This window comes from Edaphobacter lichenicola, assembly GCF_014201315.1.
Classification (GTDB): Bacteria; Acidobacteriota; Terriglobia; order Terriglobales; family Acidobacteriaceae; genus Edaphobacter; species Edaphobacter lichenicola_B.
The window spans coordinates 19,757-37,826 of sequence record NZ_JACHDY010000002.1; the positions used below are offsets into that span (position 1 = coordinate 19,757).

General features: G+C 56.6%; 11 protein-coding genes. 9 read left to right on the top strand and 2 right to left on the bottom strand.

What is annotated here, in order from left to right; translation table 11 throughout:
• The first annotated feature begins 24 nt into the window (after positions 1 to 24).
• The 3 genes from HDF09_RS06385 to HDF09_RS06395 all read left to right on the top strand — a co-directional run bounded on the left by HDF09_RS06385 (position 25) and on the right by HDF09_RS06395 (position 3,581).
• Positions 25 to 303 (top strand): metal/formaldehyde-sensitive transcriptional repressor, encoded by a 279-nt coding sequence (locus HDF09_RS06385; protein WP_183763557.1) that lies wholly within the window; start codon positions 25 to 27, stop codon positions 301 to 303.
• 15 nt (positions 304 to 318) lie between these two features.
• Positions 319 to 2,289 (top strand): heavy metal translocating P-type ATPase, encoded by a 1,971-nt coding sequence (locus HDF09_RS06390; RefSeq protein ID WP_183763560.1) that lies wholly within the window; start codon positions 319 to 321, stop codon positions 2,287 to 2,289.
• Positions 2,290 to 3,026: 737 nt separating this feature from the next.
• Positions 3,027 to 3,581, top strand: coding sequence for a hypothetical protein (locus tag HDF09_RS06395; protein ID WP_183763563.1), 555 nt, complete (start codon positions 3,027 to 3,029; stop codon positions 3,579 to 3,581).
• An 82-nt stretch (positions 3,582 to 3,663) separates the two neighbouring features.
• On the opposite strand, the gene HDF09_RS06400 is transcribed toward HDF09_RS06395, so the two are convergent.
• A complete protein-coding gene (locus tag HDF09_RS06400) occupies positions 3,664 to 7,143 on the bottom strand; it encodes a TonB-dependent receptor (RefSeq protein ID WP_183763567.1) in 3,480 nt (1,159 codons plus the stop codon).
• Positions 7,144 to 7,285: 142 nt separating this feature from the next.
• On the opposite strand from HDF09_RS06400, the gene HDF09_RS06405 reads away from it, so the two are divergent.
• The 3 genes from HDF09_RS06405 to HDF09_RS21275 all read left to right on the top strand — a co-directional run bounded on the left by HDF09_RS06405 (position 7,286) and on the right by HDF09_RS21275 (position 11,711).
• Positions 7,286 to 7,972 (top strand): metal-dependent transcriptional regulator, encoded by a 687-nt coding sequence (locus HDF09_RS06405; protein WP_183763570.1) that lies wholly within the window; start codon positions 7,286 to 7,288, stop codon positions 7,970 to 7,972.
• A gap of 386 nt (positions 7,973 to 8,358) precedes the next feature.
• Positions 8,359 to 11,442, top strand: coding sequence for a DEAD/DEAH box helicase (locus HDF09_RS06410; RefSeq protein WP_183763574.1), 3,084 nt, complete (start codon positions 8,359 to 8,361; stop codon positions 11,440 to 11,442).
• A complete protein-coding gene (locus HDF09_RS21275; protein ID WP_183763577.1) occupies positions 11,373 to 11,711 on the top strand; it encodes an endonuclease domain-containing protein in 339 nt (112 codons plus the stop codon). The genes HDF09_RS06410 and HDF09_RS21275 overlap by 70 nt, the downstream gene beginning before the upstream one ends.
• A 35-nt stretch (positions 11,712 to 11,746) precedes the next feature.
• Here the strand turns inward: HDF09_RS21275 and HDF09_RS06420 are convergent, their stop codons facing one another.
• Entirely contained in the window at positions 11,747 to 12,394 is a 648-nt protein-coding gene (locus tag HDF09_RS06420; protein ID WP_183763580.1) for an SOS response-associated peptidase, read from the bottom strand.
• A gap of 139 nt (positions 12,395 to 12,533) precedes the next feature.
• On the opposite strand from HDF09_RS06420, the gene HDF09_RS06425 reads away from it, so the two are divergent.
• From HDF09_RS06425 to HDF09_RS06435, 3 genes are read left to right on the top strand one after another with little or no spacing between them, the layout of a single operon-like run.
• Positions 12,534 to 13,313 carry an ATPase domain-containing protein gene (locus HDF09_RS06425; RefSeq protein WP_183763584.1) on the top strand — a complete coding sequence of 260 codons (780 nt, stop codon included), beginning with the start codon at positions 12,534 to 12,536 and terminating at the stop codon, positions 13,311 to 13,313.
• Entirely contained in the window at positions 13,313 to 14,800 is a 1,488-nt protein-coding gene (locus HDF09_RS06430; RefSeq protein WP_183763587.1) for a DNA polymerase Y family protein, read from the top strand. The genes HDF09_RS06425 and HDF09_RS06430 overlap by 1 nt, the downstream gene beginning before the upstream one ends.
• Positions 14,793 to 18,026, top strand: a complete 3,234-nt coding sequence (locus HDF09_RS06435) for a DNA polymerase III subunit alpha (protein WP_183763590.1) — start codon at positions 14,793 to 14,795, stop codon at positions 18,024 to 18,026. Before HDF09_RS06430 ends, HDF09_RS06435 begins: the two co-directional genes overlap by 8 nt.
• Positions 18,027 to 18,070 lie beyond the last annotated feature (44 nt).

Genomic DNA, 18,070 nt, shown 5'->3' on the forward strand with positions numbered 1-18,070 from the left:
ATATTATTATCGAGGAATCATGAAATGTCGCATACGACGAAGGACAAGAAGAAGTTGTTGTCGCGCATCCGCAGGATCAAGGGACAATCCGAGGCGATTGAACGCGCCCTAGAGGGCGAAGGGGAATGCGAAGAGATTTTGCAACTGGTCGCTTCCTGCCGTGGTGCGCTCAACGGATTGATGGCGGAGTTGATTGAGGGCCACTTGCGCTTCCATGTGCTCGACCCGAGCCAGAACACGAGTCCATCACAGCTTGAAGCGGCGGATGAGTTAATGGCGGTCGTCAAGAGATATCTCAACTAGAAATCTGGAGGTTCTATGAGTGTGACGAGCGAACGGCACGACAGTCACGGCCTCACCGGCGAGGCTCATCCCCATTCCGCATGCGCATCCTGCGGCGAATCAGCTGCGGAACACGATCATGACCACGAACACGGCTTTGAAATCGTGGAGGTTCTCCGTGTCGTCTTCGTAGCGCTCGCGGCAGCAGCGGTTTGGTTCCACCTGTGGGAGCCGTTTCATCGCGTCAGCGTAATAGGACTGGCGGCCACCCTGATCGGCGGTTATCCGATCTTCAAGGAGGCATTCGAGAATGTCGTCGAACGCCGCATGACGATGGAACTCTCGATGACCATCGCGCTCGCCTCCGCATTGGCTATCGGAGAGTTCTTTACCGCGCTGGTCATCACCGCGTTCGTGCTGGCAGCCGAAATCCTCGAAGGACTGACTGTAGGCCGCGGACGGCGTGCCATCAAGGACATGCTGAATTTTCTTCCGCAGACCGCCAGCGTGCTCCGGGAGGGTCAGACTCTTGAAGTGGCCACGGATACGATCCTCCCTGGAGAGATTGTTCTTATTCGTCCCGGCAGCAGGATTCCCGTAGATGGTCAGGTCGTCAGCGGTCACTCCTTTGTGGAGGAAGCGGCCATTACAGGTGAACCGATGCCCAGCGAAAAGATAGCTGGCGGCGCTGTCTATGCTGGCACCATTAACCAGACCGGCACGCTTCAGGTTCTCGCCGAACACCTGGGTAAGGAAACGACTTTCGGCAAGATCATTGAAGCGGTCGAAAGGGCGGAGCATTCACGCGCACCCATCCAGAAGACAGCGGACCGGCTTGCCGGCTATCTAGTCTACTTCGCGCTGGGCGCTGCGGTGCTCACCTTTCTCATCACGCACAACATCCGGGCGACGATCTCCGTCGTAATCGTGGCTGGAGCCTGTGGTATCGCTGCAGGAACCCCGCTTGCCATCCTCGGTGCGATTGGTCGCGCCGCGCGACAGGGCTCCATTATCAAGGGTGGGATTTATCTGGAAGCGTTGGGGCATCTGGATACCGTCTTCCTCGACAAGACAGGCACCCTGACTTATGGGATGCCTCTGGTCACCGAAATCAACGCCGCACCGGGCATCTCAGAGCAAGCGATTCTCAAAACAGCCGCTAGTGCTGAGAGCGGCTCAGAGCATCCTCTGGGCCGAGCCATTGTTCGCGCTGCAGAACGTCGGGATATTTCGTTCTCGCATCCAGATTATTTTGAGTATCGGATTGGCCGTGGCGTCCTGTCCTTGATCCGTGGAGAACAGACTGTAGTCGGCAACCGGACTCTGCTTACGGAGCTCGGGATCGACTTGCCTCAACGAACGGCTGCCACTCCGGGGACTGAGGTTCTGGTCGCGCAAGGAGGCCGTTATCTTGGCGCTATTCTGGTTACGGATCAGTTGCGCGACAGCTCGGCACCCGCGGTAAAGGCGCTCACAGACATGGGCATTAAAGTTGTCTTGTTGACCGGAGATGCGAAGACGGTCGCGGAGGCCGTCGCCGATCGGCTTGGCATCATTCAAGCCCACTCCGAACTCCTCCCGGAACAGAAGACCGCCTTTATCGCCCAGCAGGTGAGCAAGGGACGCACAGTTGCGATGCTCGGAGACGGCATCAACGACGCTCCAGCGCTCAGTGAAGCGACTGTCGGTGTCGCCATGGGAGCAGGGACCGATGTCGCCCGTGAAAGCGCCGACGTAGTGCTGATTGGCAATGACCTGATGAAGTTCGTCGAAACCGTCCGCATCGCCCGGAACTGCCGCCGAATTATCTTCCAGAATTTCTACGGCACTCTTATCGTGGACACCATCGGCATCGGTCTGGCTGCAGTTGGATTGCTGAATCCGCTGCTTGCAGCGTTTATCCACGTCGCATCCGAGTTGACGTTCATTCTGAATTCGACGCGACTGCTGCCGCCTAGTGAAAAGAGCGAGACTGCCAGCCACGAGCAGGCTCCGGTACAGGTCTGAGGACGGGCGCGATGCGGAACTTTGTCCGTTCAGGTTGGGTGAGCACAATCCTCATTGTTCTGTCGTGGATTCTTCTGTTGCTGATAGCGTTCTTCTACGTCCGTGCTCTGATGAAGGAACCCATGCGGCTTGACTAGGTGCGAATTCGTGGACGGCTGCGTCCGTCACTTGCTTCAGAATGAGATTTGATGGCAGCCCGATCCGCACGATCGCCGTACCTGGCCTCGTTCAACCAACACCTCAGAGAGCGGTTCCCAATACAATGGATTTCGTATAAAGCCCATTTTGAAAGGAGCCGCTGGTGATCTGGCCGGCGGAGATTTATCGTTAGCAACATGGACCGTTCCATCACAACGCGGAGCCACGTTATCGCGTGGCTGTTGTGTGCGGTGTTGGCTTGTCTGGCAGTTCACTCGCCCCACTGTGATCTGTGTGATGGATCGCTCTTGGTCACCTCTTCTTCGCTGCAACAGCCTCTTGCCAACCATCAGCTGCCTGTCACGCCGGACACGTGTAATGGCATCTGCTGGTGCTGTGGCTTTCACGGACTTCCGAAGGTAGGTCCAGTTCTGGCTTCGGTAAATAAAGTGACCGCTGCTATTTGCACTGAACCGCCTTCAGCTGTTATCGCGCCGCGGTCGCCAATATTTCGACCGCCCCGCATTGCCGTCTCCACTTAGCCTGAGCATTCCGCGCCTTGGCACGGACACATATACAACTCACTCTGGAGACTTCATATGCCTATACGCGTGTTCACGCTCGCTGGAGCGTGCCTATTTCTGTTTTTGTGTCTGCCTGCTCAAGGGCAAACTTCCTCTAAGTCGTCCACCGGCCATCGGCAAGAACCTGGCGAAGACAAAGACCCAATAGCCATCCTTGAGCTTGGCGCAGCGACAAGCTGGAATCTCAGCGGAGGCGCGGCGACGCTCGCACCGAATCTTGCAGCGGAGGTGACACCCATAGAGAACTGGCTGGAGCTTGAGGCAGGGGTGTCGCCCTTCTATACACGTAACTCAACGGAGTGGGACACTGACTTGCTCTTCAAGAAGCCGTGGACCATCTCGCGAAAAGCGGAGTTCATGCTAGGCGTGGGTCCCCAGTGGGTTCACCTCAGTCAAAAGGGGACCGTGACCAATTCCATCGCCGGGGAGGTGGCGGGAGACTTTATGTTCTGGCCAACGGGCAAACACCGCTTCGGCTGGTTCCTCGAACCTGCTTACGACTACAGCTTTGCGGGAGGTCACCAGCAATCCATAGGCATGAGCGCCGGTCTGCTGATTGGTATTCGGTAATCGTTACGGGGCATTAGCAATGAAGTGCGGCTCGCGAGGTGCAGCGTTCACCCAACGCCGCCCCTACTGCTTCCTTCCGCTTCTAGAACTCGATCCTTCCCTGAAGCGCGATCATGCGCGGGGAGCTATCACCTCCCAGTCCAACACCCAATAGCCCCGTAGGAGGCGAGATTGTGCTTTGGAGGGTTCCGAACCGTGCCGGGATTGAACCGCCAGGCACACCGGCTTCGACCTGGCTGGGCAGGGCGAAGTTGGGATGATTGAAAGGATTGAACATCTGTGCGTCCAGGCGGAACGTTATGCCCTCTCGAATCGGAAACGTTTTGCTGATGTAGATGTCCGAGCTTGTGTAGTGTGGCCCGCGAACAGAGTTGCGTCCCGAGTCGCCGAACTGACAGTTCACTGGCGAGTCTCCTCCAGTACATGCTCCGGTTGCGGGATCGACTACAGAGACGAACGCATTCGGGTTGAGCCATTGTTTCGTGCCTGCCACAGTCACGCCTGTGACCGCATCTTTGCTGTATACGGGTACGCCGGGCACCCGGTTGGCATAAGCAGGCGCGTTGAACTGGACTGTGCTCGCTCCATTTGCCTGGAAGACGCCGTTACCATTGGCGATGTAAGGCTGACTGAGTACACTGAACGGCAACCCGGAGTGCAGGAAGACAGTCTCGGAGAAGGACCAGCCACCGAAGATCTGCCGCAGAACAGCGTGGCTGGAATGGAACGGTACTTGGTAAAGGCCAAAAGCCGAGACATTGTGTCGCACGTCATAGTCACAACTGGCATACTGCCGTCTCAGTTCTCCAGGCAGAGGGGACAAGAGGCCCTGTGTCGAGAACGCAAGCAAACCGCCATTCGACACCTCATCGAGACAATGGCTGAGCGTGTAGTTGCCGCGTAGCGTCAGTCCGCCCCACTGCTGGGTATAGACGGTCTGCAACCCTGCATAGCTGCTGTTGGCATCCGTGCGGAACTCGTTTACATTGCCGAAGCGCTGGTCGAGCGGTTGCTGATAAGGAAAGGGCGCGAAGCATCCATCGCAGATCGTTTGATAGCCGTTGAGCTGCACCTGGAAAGGCTCATGCAGTCCGCGGGTGCCAACGAAATCGGCGCGCAGATTGCCGCGTGTCCTGATCTGCTGCTCGATGCCAAGGGTGTACTGATAGTAATACGGGGTCTTGAGCGTTCCACTGGGGAAGGTGTTGAGACTCACCGCTAGCGGACAGGTTGCAGCACCCGGCTGAATGCCCACACAGGGAGCGCCGCCGGAGCGGAAGGTTGTCTGAAAAGAGTTGTTGGCATTTACGGCGGCATCAATGGCGCTTCCTGGAACACCTGGCGCAATGGCGATTCCACCGACCTGTCCGCCGATGCCACCCACAAACGTAGGATCGTTGGGAGCGTTCATCGCCGCAAGGTCGGCAATTTGCATGGGAATGATGTCATTGAAGACTCCAAACCCACCATGGACAGCAGTATGGGAGAGAAGCTGATAGGCAAAGGACACCCTTGGCTGGTAAACAAACAGCGGTGTTCCTGGAAACAGGTTGTGAACATTGCCGAGGACAACCTGATTGAGCGGTCGATTGGTTTCATGCGAAGCATCGAGAAAGGACTCGGCTGTTCTGGAGAAGAGATCCTTTGCGCTGGTGACGTTGGTGTTCCAGGTTACGCGCATTCCAGCGGTGAGCGTTACTTTCGGCGAAGGTTTGTACGTGTCCATCGCGTAGTATTCGAGGTTTCCCGACGAAACTCTCTCTTTCAGCGAAACCGGGAAGCTCTCGCTGGCTGTATAGGCAGCGCCATAGGTGAACTGTGCAAGATCGTTGTAGGTCACAGTCGGCACCGTGCCTTCGCCAAGGTCATAGTTGCTCACGTCGAGGCGGCGGGTGTTGATGCCGAACTTCCATGTGTGCTTTCCATGAGTCCAGGTTAGGTTGTCATTGATCTGCCACTGCGTGACCTTACGGCCTTGCGGGTAAGTATTGTTATTGCCGCCGATGGTTGTGAAAGGTACGCTACTGCTCCCGGATGCGAGCACGATGGGAAAGGTCTGCTGGACCCGGGAGTAGTTGTTTGGCTCGAAGATGCTGGCATACCAGCTTGCGCCAGGATTGAACTGGTTCACTAACGTCGGGCTGAACAGATGGGTGTAACCGACAACGAGAGTGCGCTGTGGTTGCGGAGAATAAGAGTTGAAGATAGGGTTGATCGGATCGGTGTACGCCGCCTGAAGTCCAGTGTCCTGCTGGAAGCGATACCAGATGCTGTCCTTCGCGTTGATGGTGTGGTCGATCTTTACAACGATAAGGTTCTCGCCGTCGCTGTTGTTGAGCGATGCCTGGCGCTGGCTGGCGCAGCCGTCACCATTCGTCCCGAGGGGGCATCCAACGATGGGCACCGGTGACCCACCCGGCGCCGGCAACAGTGAAAAGATCTTCTGATAGAACGGAATCTCTGCTGGCTGCGCCGGAAAAGAAGTCCCCGTGACAGGATCGGTTCCACCAACGGCTAGTTGTCTCAGGACATACTGCTGATAGGCGGGAGTTGGCAGAGTGATCTGGGAGACGATCGGCAAGGCGATGCGGATGCCTTCGTAATGTCCGAAGAAGAAGAGCTTGTCCCTGCGAATCGGCCCGCCGACACTGACGCCGAACTCATTTACCGTGGACCGGGGCTTTCTGGCGATGTTGTTTGCCGTGTCGTTGGCGTGAAGGAAGTAGTCTTCAGCATTGAACCGCGACCCGTTCCATATCTCGTACACATCCCCATGAAATGCGTTCGTGCCGGACTTGGTGAAGTAGTTGACCTGGGCCACGGCATAGCGTCCCTGATCGACGGAGAAGGAGTTTGTGCTCACGGTCGCTTCCTGGACCGCATCGAGGCCAATGACAAGATTGGTCGAAAGCCCAATGTTCAGTCCGAGCCAGGGATCATTCGTATCGTAGCCATCGAGAATGTATCCGTTCGATGTGGCGGGCAATCCGTTGAACTCGACATTGCCATAGCCACCAGCCGCCTTGGCATCGTTCGATGAACCTGCTGTATTCATTAGCGCACCCTGTGCAAACTGGGCTAGGTAGGTCAGATCCTGTCCCGGGTTGGGCAGGTTCTTGATTACTTTCGCGTCGATAGTCGTGGTGGTATTTGGATTGTCGAGGCTGAGTAGGCCCTGCTGAGTCGTCACTTCGACGGTCTGACTATTTGATTGAATCCGAAGCGAGAAGTTCAGCGCGACCGTTCGGCCAACACCGACAGCGGTAGGTTCCGATTTCGATGAAGCGAAGCTCCTGGCCTCTACGGTGACCTGATAGGTGCTTGGGTTGATCTGGGAAAAGAGAAAATGGCCACCGGCGTCCGTTGCGCCGGTGCGGGTCGCTTTCGTGTTCACATCCGTGACGGTCACCGTTGCGTTGGGCACAGCAGCTCCGTTCGCGTCCGTTACTTCGCCGGAGAGGGCGCTACTGGTCCCGCTCTGCGCTTGCAGCAAGCCCGAGTTAACTATGGCTAATGCCAACAGGAGGATGAAGTTGTATTTCCATACTCGAAGTGCGCGCATATCAGTCCCCTGCTATCTCGTGCTGGATCTGCCTGGAGCGGGGATTTAGAAAGGCAACGCCGCCAAGGCAATTTAGGCTTACCTAATTTATTTAGGTTCACCTAAAATAGAAGAGATGTCAAATCGGTGAAATGGGGACAGCATGACAACACGCCGCGTCAACTTGAACACGGAATCGGTGGACAACTATCTGAAGGCCATCTTTACTTTGGGCGGACCAGACGAGGAGCGCGTGACGAGCAGCGCGTTGGCAGAGCGGCTTGGAGTCGCTCCGGCGTCGATCACGAACATGCTGCAAAAACTGGCAGCATCCGCATCCCCTCTTGTTGAATACGAACGGCATCGCGGAGTTCGGCTGTCCCTCGCCGGTAGGCGGCGCGCGCTGGAGATCGTGCGCCATCATCGGCTGCTGGAGGCATTTCTGTACGAAGTATTGGACTATCCCATCGAGGAAGTCCATGACGAGGCCGAGCGGCTGGAGCATTTCATCTCGGAGCGCTTCGAGGAGCGTATTGCCACAAAACTCGGTCACCCAAAGTTTGATCCCCACGGTCATTGCATTCCTGAGATGGACGGCAGAATGCCAAAGCAAGTATCTAGACCGTTGACAGACATTGAACAAGATGGGAAGTTTCTTGTGGACAGCGTTTCAGATCAGGACCCACTTCTGTTAAAGCAACTAAAGGCTCACGGCGTCACTCCAGGCGCGCGTTTGCATTTCGCTAGGCCGTCCCAGGAAGAATTTGTTCTACGCGCAGGCAGCAATTCGAAGGCTTTACGCCTCTCTCGTACTCACGCGGGTACCGTCCGAGTCCGTTCCGCGGATTGAAAAAGACAAGCGGGATTCGTACGTTTCAATAGACGCGTGATCCACGAATGAAATGTGAACTGTCGTAGACAGGACAATGCATTCATTAAAGAGGGACGCTGTCGTTGATGTCCGAATTCTGGGCGGATGGTCGACAAATCGGAAGTTGCACCAACGGTGAGTTGGGTCCCAGAATAGAGTTTCGTAACAGTCTCGAACAGGCCCGCTGAGGAGGGTGGCGGAGGACGCAACGCGCCCGCAGACAGGGAGGATGGGTCCTCCCTGCAAGCGATTAGGTCTCTCGGCAGCCTAAACAGCAAAGAACCTTCATGAAAAGATAAAAGCTGTTGAAATGACCGGGACACGCTATTGTTGTGGGAGTCCTGAACCGACGGAGAATCGTGCTCGTGTGCCCAAATGATGCCGTAGACGCCGCGTTGCCATCGCTGCCCGAACGAGTCCTCGCGGCCCTTCAAAAGCGGCCAAATCAGAAGGCAGTCGAACTTGCTCAAGTTCTCGGCGTGGATCGTCGCGAGGTCAATCGCTGCCTTACGTACAACCTAGCTGGCAAAGTCATACAAAATGCCGCATACCGTTGGCAGTTGCGCAATGATACTGCGATTCCGACCATGGCCTTGGCTCGGCCTATGGCACCGCCGACAGAAGTTCAACGTCTCTGTCGCTATTACCTTGAGTGCGTTGGGCCGGATTCTGACGGAGGGGTAAGCGCTTTTGCCGCCTCCCGATATGGAGATCCCGACTATGCTGAACTTCCGGCCCTTCCGATGCCCGGCGGCGATTGGGATTGGTGGAACGCTCCGGGGGTAGGGCGCATACTTGCCAAGGTCCAGGCAGATAATGCAAATCTCGTGGCGTGGATGGGCTATCCAGTTCGCTTGCGTGAACACAGAACCGCAAACTGGCAGGGCTTTTTTGTTGAGCCGGTGATGCTGTGGGCCATTACGTTTCCTGAGGAGCGAGGCGACGCCTATCGTGTGGCCGACGAGCTTCCTACTCCAAATTTCTCTTTGCTGAAGACCTTTGCCATGGGCGATGCATCTGCCGTTGTCGAAGAAGCAGCTCGTCTCGATGAAGAACTCGGACTGAATGTCGCCATCGATGAGCGCCCAGAAGTCGATGAAGTCATGGAACGCCTCGTCAACATTCGACCAGATTGGGATTGGCGCGAAGCCATCAATCCCGAAGCTTGTTCGCAAGGGCCGCCTCTGTCGCTCATCAATCAGGCAGGTATCTACAATCGAGCTGTCATCTTGCCGGGAAAGCGCTCGCCTTTCACAAAAGGGCTGGAAGCCGAGCTGAAAAAGCTGTCGGATGCTGGCGAGGCTGTCGTCAGTCATACGAGCCTTGGACGATGGCTTTCTCGCAGTTTGGATATTGTCAGCCCCGCAGACGACCAGCCTCTCATTGAAGTGCTCCCAATGAATTCGGAGCAACGTGCTGCAGTGCAGTCAGCGCTCGTTGCCAACCATACCGTTGTTACTGGCCCTCCGGGTACGGGCAAATCTCAGGTTGTCACCAACCTTCTTGTAAATGCTGCTTGGCGGGGTATGAAGGTTCTCTTTGCTAGCAAGAACAACAAAGCAGTTGATGTTGTCGAGGCTCGGGTCAATGGTCTTGGAAACCGCCCGGTATTGCTACGGCTTGGCTCCGGTGACTACCAAGCGAAATTGGCGGATTATCTTGTCGCCATGCTGTCCGGCAATGTCACCCAGGATGATCGAGTGAGCTACGACGAGGGGCTTTTGTGCCACAGTCGGCTCGCGGAAAAACTGGCGGATCTCGACCGAATTCAAGAACAAACGCTACGAGCCCGAAATCTGGTTGATCGGCTGGAAACCGATGTAGAGCCTTTCCGCACCGTGTTTGGATTGGAACGATTCAACTCACTTGACGGTGAATTGCTGTCGGCCGGCGAGTCAGCTTTGCGCCAATTCTTAACTACGCTGGATTCCATAGACCCATCAAAGCAGAGTCTCCTTGGCAAATTGGCGTTGATGCTTCGCCGTGCTAATCGGGTAGCTGCTGTTAGAGATTCCGTCAGGGAGTTAACTCCTCTTCTCGCTCACATTGGAGTTCCACCTTTGGAAGTTGTGGCAACGCCCGATGTGGCAGTGTTGAGAAATTGGGGCCTAACCTTGACCGCTCAACTCGATGGCGCAAAGCAGGTTGCCATATATCAGAGCGCCCTAGAAGAGCTTAGGAGTAGCAATTCGTTCGAGGACATTGCGTACAGGCGGCGTGCGCTAACCGAAGAGATCGCCGAGAACTCTACTCGCCTCTGGTCTGACTGGGTGCAGCTTGCGCCGAGTCGTCTGACGCCAGAGGAACGGAAGGATTTGGCAGACTATACAGCATTGCTCCAAGTGATAACTGGACCGGGTGGAGATACTATCAACGCCACCGTTAGGAACAGAGCAAAGGTGTTGCAGTCAAAGGTCAGCAAACTGTTTTCTTGCTGGGCGGTAACTTCGCTTTCGGCCCGAGGCAAATTGCCGTTCGAGCCAGGACACTTCGATCTGGTCGTGATAGACGAGGCGAGCCAATGTGATATTGCCTCAGCTTTACCGTTGCTATTTCGGGCAAAGCGTTCAGTCATCATCGGTGATCCGATGCAGCTACGCCACATCAGCGCATTGCCACGCGCAAGAGACGCCGATTTGCAAAGCAAGTATGGCCTCGTGGAGACACGCGCCGCGTGGATGTACTCGGTCAATTCTCTCTACGATCTAGCTGCAGGACTTGCCGACTCGTCTCAGATCATCAATCTTCGCGATCACCACCGAAGCCATGCGGACATCATTGAGTTTTCGAACCGCAGGTTCTACGGAGGTAAACTTCGGGTGGCAACGCCCTATGATCGGCTGAAGCGGCCTCGGGGGCAAGAAGCCGGTGTGATTTGGCAGAACGTCGCGGGCCAAACCACTCGACCGAATCAGGGCGGCGCTCAGAATGAGATAGAAGCGCGGGCGCTTGTAGATGCGCTTTTTGATCTGCTGGTCACCCGGCACTACGAAGGGTCGGTCGGCGTCGTAACGCCGTTTCGTGCGCAGAAGCAGCTCATCGACACGATGATTGCGCAGATACCCGCAATTGAAGAAATTAGGTTGCGACGAGAATTGCTTGTTGAAACTGTGCACCGCTTCCAAGGCGACGAGAGAGACGTAATGTTTTTTTCGCCCGTTGTTTCCGAAGGAGTGGCGCCCGGTGCGCTGGGCTTCCTACGCAGTAATGGCAATCTCTTTAATGTTGCAATCACCCGTGCTCGTGGTTTGCTGCATGTTGTCGGCGATCGCGCTGCTGCGCTCGCATCGGGAGTTGACTACCTCAAGGACTTCGCCACATATGTTCAGAATATCGAGATGCCTTCAGAAGGACTGACTGAAGCGGAAGCTATCCACCGGTGGCTCATCCCGAGCGGGTTTCTGATTGGGAGCGGTGGCTCTACCCTCACCTTTATGACGCGGGAATAAGGCCGATTCCTCAGTTTTCCGTTGAACAGTACGATCTTGACTTCGCGGTTGTCGTCGGTGAACGCCGCCTTAATATCGAAGTCGATGGAGAGCGTTACCATCGGAGTTGGACGGGAGAGCTTTGCCTGCGTGACCAGTTGCGTAATCTCCGAATGATTGAATTGGGATGGGATGTCAAGCGGTTTTGGGTTTACGAGATTCGTGATCGCCTGCCAGAATGCGTGAGGCAAATCCAAGAGTGGGTCGAGGCAGCTCATGCATCAAAATGAACAATTCTTGGTCCGCAAAGAGGCAAGGGCGATGGCTACTGGCTGTCAAAAAGACCAACCTGTGTATTGGTTATGGGAGTGTTCTCGACCAGCGTAACCTTCATTTCCTCTGCCGGCATAATCCGAAGCAGGTGAGTGGGGAGCCGCTCGGAACCCGCGAGGTATTCTTCGTAGTCAGGCGGTTGCACAAACGTTGTCATGCGGTCGTGAATCGAGGCTACCAACTCGTTCGGGTCGCCGGTCAGAATGGCGAAGGTATGCTCCCTCTCGCCCGTTTTCGGATTCTTCCAGAGCTTCCAGACCGCAGCCATGCCGAACGGTTCTTGCCCCGGAATGGTGATCTCGTACTTCGGCTTCTTCTGGCCTTCTGGCATCTTCTTCCACTCGAAGATGGCGTCGCCGGGAGCTATGCCCCGTCCCGTGAGAAACGCATCCTTCCAGAAGTTGGCCTGGGCAATGCCTTCCGAGCGCGCATTGAAGAGCAGACGGTCGGGGAACTTAAAGCCCCAACGCATCATCTTAATCTGCCGTTCTCCCGCCTCGTTCGTGTAGATGATGGGTTGCATGGACTGCGGGCGCAGGTCATCCCCGGGCGCAAAATCGACCTCTTCCATCCCTGCCGTAACCTCGAAGACCTTCGCGACCTTTTGCTTGTCGGATTTTCGTTTGAAGCGTCCACACATGGGGTGAAACCTCGGCGTGCGCGATTTCCGCGTCCCACTATTTTGCCCTGATTCTTCTTGTACTTACAAGAAAATGCACAACTTATGCGACAAGAGCAGTTGACGAGATGCCCACCCAATAGGCGAAGATAAAGCGAATATGGGTTTGGCTGCTGCAATCCGGGTTCAGGTCGAAGCGACACTGGCTCAGCGCGTGCCCGCTGCCCTAACGCTCAAGATTAAGCAGGCGCCGGAACTGTTCTCCACCGGCATAGCTGAAGTTGATGCGATGCTGGGCGGCGGCATCCCGCGCAGCAGCATTACTGAGGTCAGCGGAGCCTCCTCGACGGGGAAAACCTCGTTTGCTCTATCGGCTGTCGCCTCCATCACGCAGCTGGGTAACGCTTGCGCCTGGGTGGACATAAGTGATGCCCTGTCGCCCGAGGCGACGGCGGCGGCAGGGGTTGAGCTGCGGCGTCTGCTCTGGCTTCGCATGTCCGCCGAACGTGGAAAGAAAGTGAAAGTCACAGATAAGCCATGGTCACGGTTGGAGCAAGGACTGAAAGCGACTGACTTGTTACTCCAGACGGGAGGCTTCGGAGCCATCGTGCTCGATATGAGCGATGTGCTGCCACAACACGCTCGGCGCATTCCGCTAGGGACGTGGTATCGCTTCCGACTGGCCGCAGAACATGCGCGCACTGCGTTGATCTTTCTTACGCAATCGCCTTGCGCGAGCAGTTGTGCCACTTTGGCGCTTCGCTGCGAACCGGCAGCGGCAATTCCCTTCAGCAGCAGCGGTGAAACGCCTCTGTTCGAGCGGCAACAGTACGAGTTTGCGCGGGAGCGCAACCGCAATGAAGGTTCTCCCTTCCTACAGCGGAAGCCGACGCAACGTGTGTGCTGGCCGGCAGAAACTCTCTGGTCAAGGGTGCGGTGATGTATGCCGTTCTCCATCCCTCGAATTTCTTTGCGCAGGCTGCCGTGCATCAGCGCCCGGAACTGCGTAAGAAACCATTTGTGGTACTCGACGGAGAGCCGCCAAGCGAGACGGTCTTCGCGGCGAACAACTCGGCACGCTCTCTAGGCGTGGAGATCGGCATGACTCGACTTCACGTCGAAGCATTCTCCGAAGTGATTGCGCTCCGTCGTGTTATCGAACATGAGCATACGGCCCATGCGTCTCTTCACCATGTCGCGTGCATGTTCTCGCCCCGTATCGAGTTGGTGGAGGAGCGGCCCGGCACGTATGCACTGGACGTTAGCGGAATGGATCTTCTGTACGGAGATGCCGGACAGCTCGCGAACAAGTTGAGGCAAAGCGTAATGACGGCAGGATTTCTTGCCAATGTTGCGGTCGCGGAAAACTTTCACGCGGCGGTGTCTCTTGCAAGTAGCAGAACTGGTGTCTCCGTTGTGCCTCCGGGCGGCGAGGCGCACGCCATCGGCCAGCTTCCTCTCACGGCGCTACACCTTACCCCGGAACATGAGGCGACCTTTGCTACTTGGGGCATCCGCACCTGTGCGGATTTGGCTGCGCTGGCAGAAACAGAGTTGATCTCACGTCTCGGCCAGGTGGGAAAGAAGCTCCATTCCCTTGCATGTGGCACATGGCCCCATCTCATGTTTCCGATGGAGGCCAGCTTTGAGGCTGGTCTGGTGGAGCGCATGGAACTGGACTTCCCGGTCGAGGAGTTGGAACGTCTGCTTTTCCTGATTTCCCGCATGACAACGACACTGCTGGAGCGGGTTCGCGGTAAAGCACGGGCCATTGCTGCCCTTCGCGTCATACTTCGTCTCGATGGCGGCGCACAGCACGAGCGCACTGTCCGTCCTGCGTTGCCGTTGCAGGATACGCCCACGCTACTCAAGCTCATACAACTTGATCTGGAAACGCATCCTCCTTGTGCGGCAATTCTTGGGCTGGAACTGCACGCACAGTCCGCCGTTCCCTATCGAGCCCAGCACGGTCTCTTTCTCCCGCAATCGCCTGAGCCGGGACAGCTCGAAGTGATGCTCGCCCGAATGCGGAAGCTGCTGGGTGAGAAACGTGTCGGTTCCCCGGAGCTGACGGACGATCATCGACCGAACGCCTTTCGTATGGTGCCGTTCGCACCTCCGCAGCCGCGCCGAAATGAGAGACCGTCGCTCTCGACACCCATCGCTCTGCGCGTCTCACGTCCGCCGCAGATGGTCGGCGTTGCACTCACAAACCAAGTACCGGTACGGGTCTTTTGGGACGGAGCCTCCTACGTCGTCCGCGATGCCGCTGGTCCGGTGCGTGTGAGTGGACAGTGGTGGTCCGAGGCCAACTGGTGCCGCGAGGAGTGGGACGTGCGATTGGAGAACGCTAGTGCCGAACGGCTCTGCCGCATCGCGTTCGACCCGCGCTCGCGCTGCTGGTATGTGCAGGGGACGTATGACTGATTACGTGGAGTTGCACGCCCGATCCGCTTTCAGCTTCCTCGAAGGCGCAACCATGCCAGAGTTCCTGATACAGCAAGCGGCGCATCTGGAGATGCCCGCGATGGGATTGCTCGATCGCAACGGACTATATGGTGCGGCGCGGTTTCACATGGAAGGAGCCCGATGCGGAGTGCAAGCGCACATCGGCGCGGAGGTTTCGATAAGTGACCTGGGCCAGTGTCTTCAGGCTGCCGCCTATCTGCCCCATCAATTTCCGGCCGAGCCTGTGCGCTTGCCGCTCTTGGCTGAATCGCGCATCGGTTATCAAAATCTCTCTCGCCTCATCACCCAATTCAAACTGCGCGAGATAACGAAGGCCGAAGGCGCGGCTATCCTGGCCGACGTGGGGGAGTATAGCAACGGACTGGTCTGCCTGACGGGTGGCAACGAAGGTCCGCTGGCTGCGTCATTGGCCCAAGGCGGCTATGACGCTGCACTCAAGACCGTGGAGACGTTGGTACATCTGTTTGGATCTCGTAATGTTTATGTCGAGCTGCAACGCCACTCCGACCGTGAGGAAGAGCATCGCAACCGTGCGGCGGTGCGTATTGCACGTTCCCTGAACCTGCCTCTACTGGCGACGGGAGGCGTGAGCTACGGCACGCCATACGAGCGCGAAGTGCTCGACATTTTTACCTGCATCCGTCATCGTAAATCGCTCGATACGGCAGGCCGCCTTCTGAGCCGCAACGCTGAACGGCATCTGCACACGGCAGCGGAGATGCACCGGCTTTTCTATGACTATCCGGAGGCCATCGCCAATACCCGCGAGCTATCGTGCCGCCTGCAATTTCAGATGACCGGGCTCGGATACGAATTCCCGGCATATCCTGTGCCGGACGGAGAGACGATGGATTCGTTTCTTCGTAAACGGGTGGCCGAAGGAATACGCCGGCGCTACTTGCCCAAGAACGATTCCGCCCTCTACGAAAAAGCCCGACAGCAAGCGGAACGCGAACTGCGGCTCATTAAGACGCTAGGGCTGGCAGGTTACTTCCTGATCGTGTGGGATGTTGTTTGCTTCTGTAAAGACAACGGCATTCTGGTTCAAGGCCGCGGTTCTGCAGCAAATAGCGTCGTTTGCTATGCGCTCGAAATCACCATTGTCGATTCGGTCGGACTTGACCTGCTCTTTGAGCGATTCCTTTCGGAAGAGCGTGGCGAATGGCCGGACATCGACATTGACCTTCCCAGCGATACAGACCGTGAGCGCGCTATCCAATATGTCTATCAGCGATACGGAGAGTTGGGCGCCGCCATGACAGCCAATATCATCACGTTCCGCAGTCGCTCAGCCTCGCGTGAGGTTGGCAAGGCGCTTGGCTTCGATCAAGAGACAGCGGCGAAGCTCGCCGGGCTCATGAGTGCGTGGGAGTGGAAGGCACCAAGCGATACGCTGGAGAACAGCTTCAAGGCTGCCGGCCTCGACATGAAACACCGGCGGATTGCTCACTATCTCCAGAAGTGCGGAGACGTACTGAGGCTACCCCGCAATCTCGGTCAGCACTCCGGAGGCATGGTGATCTGCCAAGGCCATCTTGATTCCGTCGTGCCGATTGAGCGGGCTTCGATGCCGGGCCGGACGGTGGTGCAGTGGGACAAGGACGACTGCTCCGATATGGGTATTATCAAGGTCGATCTCCTCGGCCTCGGGATGCTGGCTGTGCTCAAGGATGCCGCGTACCTCGTGCCGCAGTATTACGGAGAGCCGCTGGATTATGCACAGCTTCCCCAGGACGATGCGGTGTACGCAACCATTGCGGAAGCCGACACGATTGGACTGTTTCAAATTGAGAGCCGCGCGCAGATGTCGGCACTGCCTCGCACCAGGCCAAAGTGTTTTGCCGACTTGTCGATGCAGGTCGCCATTATCCGCCCCGGTCCAGTAACAGGAAAGTTCGTCAATCCTTACATTGCACGCAGGCTCGGGAGAGAGCCCGTCACCTACTTACATCCATCGTTCAAACCCTTTCTGGAACGAACGCTGGGCGTGCCGCTGTTTCAGGAGCAGGTGATGAAGATTGGCATGGTGGCTGCGAACCTCACAGGCGGCGAGGCCGAGGAGTTGCGCAAGGCGATGGGCGGCAAACGCTCAGAGTCCATCATCGCTGGACTCAAGACCCGATTGCATGAGGGCATGACCGCGAACGGTTTTGACGCAGCAGCTCAGGAAGAGGTGATGCGGGTTCTCGCAACTGTAAAAGAGTTTATGTTTCCAGAATCGCACGCACACAGCTTCGCCTCCATCGCCTATTCGAGTGCTTATACCCGGCATCACTATACCGCCGCGTATACCTGTGCTCTCTTTAACAACCAACCGATGGGGTTCTACTCGCCGGCGACGATAGCGAATGACGCGAAGCGGCATGGCGTAAGAATTGTTCCCATCGATGTACAACGGTCGGATTGGTTCTGCACGCTAGAAGAGTTGAGTGGCGATGACCGCACGAAATATACCGGTCGTTTTGCTGTCCGCATGGGTCTCTGCTATGTAAAGGGTCTAAGGAGAGCTGTTGCGGAAGACATCATGGAAGCCCGTCTCACAGATGGCTTGTTCACCTCTGAGTATGATCTGCGTCGCCGTGTGCAATCCATCAAGAAGGGTGAGTTGGTCTTGCTAGCAAAAGCGGGGGCATTCAACTGGACCGGCGAGAAGCATCATCGACGAACTGCTCTCTGGTATGCCGAACGTGCCGGGCAAAACGCTGAGCCGCTCTTCGAGAACATCCCAGACGAACATGAACTGGGAGCTGTCGCTCCCCTGCGGCCGATGACGACTGAAGAACGGCTGGTTGCCGACTTTGACAGCACAGGCGTAACGCTCGGCCCGCATCCAATGGCGTATCACCGGAGGGAAATGAACGCAGCTGGCGTTCTCCCAGCTGCCCATTTGAAAGGAATGCCGGACGGCATGTACGCATGTATCGCGGGGGCGGTCATTGCGAGGCAGCGTCCGGGTACAGCCGAAGGATTCATCTTCCTTAGTCTCGAAGATGAGACGGGCGTCTCCAATGCCATCATCCATCCGCATCTCTACGAGCGGAACCGCGTAACCGTGACGCGAGGCAAGTTCCTCCGTGTCGAAGGCACGCTTCAAAATCAAGACGGCGTTATCAATGTCAGAGCTTCAGCTGTTCATATCCTGGCGCTCAGCGATATTGACGTGCGTTCGCATGATTTCCATTGAAGTTTATCGTGTGGTCGTACAACACAAGGTAGAAGTGAAAGCTA